The following is a 2850-nucleotide window of genomic DNA, read 5'->3' on the forward strand; positions in this document are numbered from 1 at the left end:
CGAACAGACGCCGCAAGGTGGTGCAGCGCTGACCAGCGGTTCCCATCGCGCCAAAGGCAACGCCGCGCAGCGTCATATCCAGATCGGCACTGGGGGCCACGATGCCCGCGTTATTGCCGCCCAGTTCAAGAATAGTGCGACCAAACCGTTCGGCAACTTTCGGGCCGACAATACGGCCCATGCGGGTCGACCCGGTTGCGGAAATCAGCGCAACATCGCGGTTTTCGACCAGCGCCGCACCGACATCGCCGCGCCCGTTGATCACCGACACCAACCCTTTTGGCGCATCTCCGAACCGGTCCAGCGCCCGGCGCAGGATTGCCATCGACGCCAGTGCGGTTAGCGGCGATTTCTCAGACGGTTTCCAGATCACCGAGTTGCCGCAAACCAGCGCCAGCGCCGTGTTCCACGACCAGACCGCCACCGGAAAGTTGAACGCCGAGATCACGCCAACAACACCAAGCGGGTGCCACTGTTCCATCATCCGGTGGCCCGGACGCTCGGTTGCAATGGTCAGACCATACAACTGACGCGAAAGGCCCACGGCGAAGTCGCAGATGTCGATCATCTCCTGCACTTCGCCAAGGCCTTCGGAAACCGATTTCCCGGCCTCGATCGACACCATCTTGCCCAGATCGTCCTTGGAAGCGCGCAGTTCTTCGCCCAAAAGGCGGATCAATTCACCGCGGCGCGGTGCCGGAACCTTGCGCCATTCAAGGAACGCCTCGCGCGCGCCGGCCACTACATCCCCGACTTCGGCAATGCTGGTCATGGGGACATTTGCAATCTTTTCACCGGTCACCGGGCTTTCTACAACAAGCCCCCCAGAGGTCCAGGCCGCCTTGTCAACGCCGATCCGGTTCAGTGTCTCTTCGGTCAGTTTTGCCACGTCCATAACGCATCTCCATCAATTTCAGAAAATCGGGCACCTTGGTGCTGGCACCATTGGCGGACAAAATACCCGAGTCATGGTCAAGAAAAAATCACTAAATACGAATGAACCCATGACAAGAACGAACTGGTTATTTCTGACCGACGCATCGTTGCATCCACGCCGTAAACAGGGCCACATCTGCATTTCCGGCGTCTTCCGGCGTGACGAGGTAGTAATTGTTGCCGGTCGTCAAAGTTGCCTTGTCCAGCGTCACAAGGCTGCCATCGGCAATCTCCTGCTCAATCAGGTAAGTTGGCAGCAATGCAGCGCCAAGCGATGCCACTGCCCCCGCGATCAACAGGGTGAATTGATCGAAAGACTTACCGGTGCGGGCCGTCTTGGTTTCGATGTTGGCACGATCAAAATACTCTTGCCACATCGCTGGCCGCGTTTCCAACTGCAACAGGGGTGCATCGACCAGCCCGGCAATAGAGGTGATGTGATGCTTGGCCTTGAATGATGGTGACGCGACTGCGATCATTGTTTCCGAACACAAATGCTCCATATCGGTGCCCGGCCAATCCGCTTTTCCGAAATGAACCGCCAGATCAAAATGTTCCCGCGCCATGTCAAACGGCTCCAGCCTTGTGGCAAAGCTGAACTCAATCTCAGGGTGCAGTGTCAGAAACCCAGACAAACGCGGTATCAGCCAACGGCTGGCAAAAGCAGGAAGAGTGGCAACTCGTATGGCAGCTCCCGTCCCGCCCGCCGATATTGCCCGCATCACCGTCTGTCGGATGTTCTCAAGGTCGATCGAAAGCTCATCCACAAAATTCCGCCCGGCGGGGGTTAAAACAACCCGGCGCCCAACCCTGCGAAAGAGGGCTGCTCCTATGATATCTTCCAGTTCCTTAACCTGCCGACTGACCGCGCTTTGTGTCAGGTGCAGCTCCTGTGCGGCAAGCGTAAAGCTTTCATGGCGCGCAGCACATTCAAAGCTGCGTAGTACCGCGTTGGAAGGCAAATAGCGTCGCTGCGTGTTGATGTTTGAGTTTTTCATCTATGTGTTTTCCGGCCGCGTTCACGCTTTTGCGGATTCAGACAAATGTCCCAAAGGACACCATTGTCCGGTTCCGTTCAATCATGCGGTCAGATCATCGACGAATACAATAACAATGATTTTTCCAAATGTGTTTTAGGCGTATTCATTCCCTTAGCAAAACCGCCAAAAGAGTTCCAAATGACCACCTTAGCCCCAAGTTGGTCATTCCTGCGTGCAAATCGCATCGCAGCCATCGCCATGTCCGAAATTGTGCAGACTTCCGAAGCTGCTGCAACGATGCGCGCCGCGGGCAAGGGTATACTGAGTGTGGCAACCGGCGAACCATATTTTCCAACATCGGCGCATGTTTGCGATGCTGCAGCGGCTGCGGTACCTCGGTCAACCCCTTAATCGCGCCGCGATAGCTGTAAAGCCCGCTCTTCAGCACCGTGGGCACGACCCGCGCAGGCTCCACCAGCAAGACGCCCGTTGCGCGTTTAAGTTCATAGATCGTGGCGTCGGAGTCTGCTTGGGTGAAGATGTGCGAGGCCAACGATACGATCAGCGCCATCGCTCCCAGTTTTTCATTGAGGTCGCGCAGCATATTCAGCACAGCCCTGCCGGTTTTGCTGTCAAGTGCACCGGTCGGTTCATCGCAAAACCACACCTAGGGGTTCTTGGCCACGGCGCGGGCAATGGCGACATGCTGCTGTTCACCGCCAGACATCTGCGAGGGGAAATGATCGACCCGCTCTTTCAAGCCGACCATCGCCAATGCCTCATCCATGTCCATCGGATCATCGGCAATCTCGGTCACCAGTTCGACATTTTCATGCGCGGTTGTGCCGGGCATCAGGTTATAGAACGGGAACACGAAGCCAATGTGTTCAGTCCCGGCATTTGATGGATCGGGTTTAGGGTGAACCTTTCGGGT

General features: G+C 56.6%; 2 protein-coding genes and 1 pseudogene. All 3 read right to left on the minus strand.

Going from position 1 to position 2850, the window contains the following annotated elements; translation table 11 throughout:
* On the minus strand, positions 1–895 hold an 895-nt coding region (locus L0H65_RS17630; RefSeq protein WP_301460529.1), incomplete at its 3' end, for an aldehyde dehydrogenase family protein.
* A 127-nt stretch (positions 896–1022) separates the two neighbouring features.
* Positions 1023–1934: a LysR substrate-binding domain-containing protein gene (locus tag L0H65_RS17635; protein ID WP_301460530.1), complete on the minus strand. Its 912-nt coding sequence runs from the start codon at positions 1932–1934 to the stop codon at positions 1023–1025.
* Between the two features lie 526 nt (positions 1935–2460).
* Positions 2461–2850 (minus strand): annotated as a pseudogene (locus tag L0H65_RS17640) (ABC transporter ATP-binding protein); the annotation flags it as partial.

This window comes from Pseudorhodobacter sp., from assembly GCF_030452865.1.
Taxonomy (GTDB): Bacteria; Pseudomonadota; Alphaproteobacteria; order Rhodobacterales; family Rhodobacteraceae; genus Pseudorhodobacter.

Bases quoted from the DNA above. Each gene is read 5' to 3' on its own strand.
- L0H65_RS17635 (WP_301460530.1), bottom strand. From the start codon at position 1,934: ATGAAAAACTCAAACATCAACACGCAGCGACGCTATTTGCCTTCCAAC.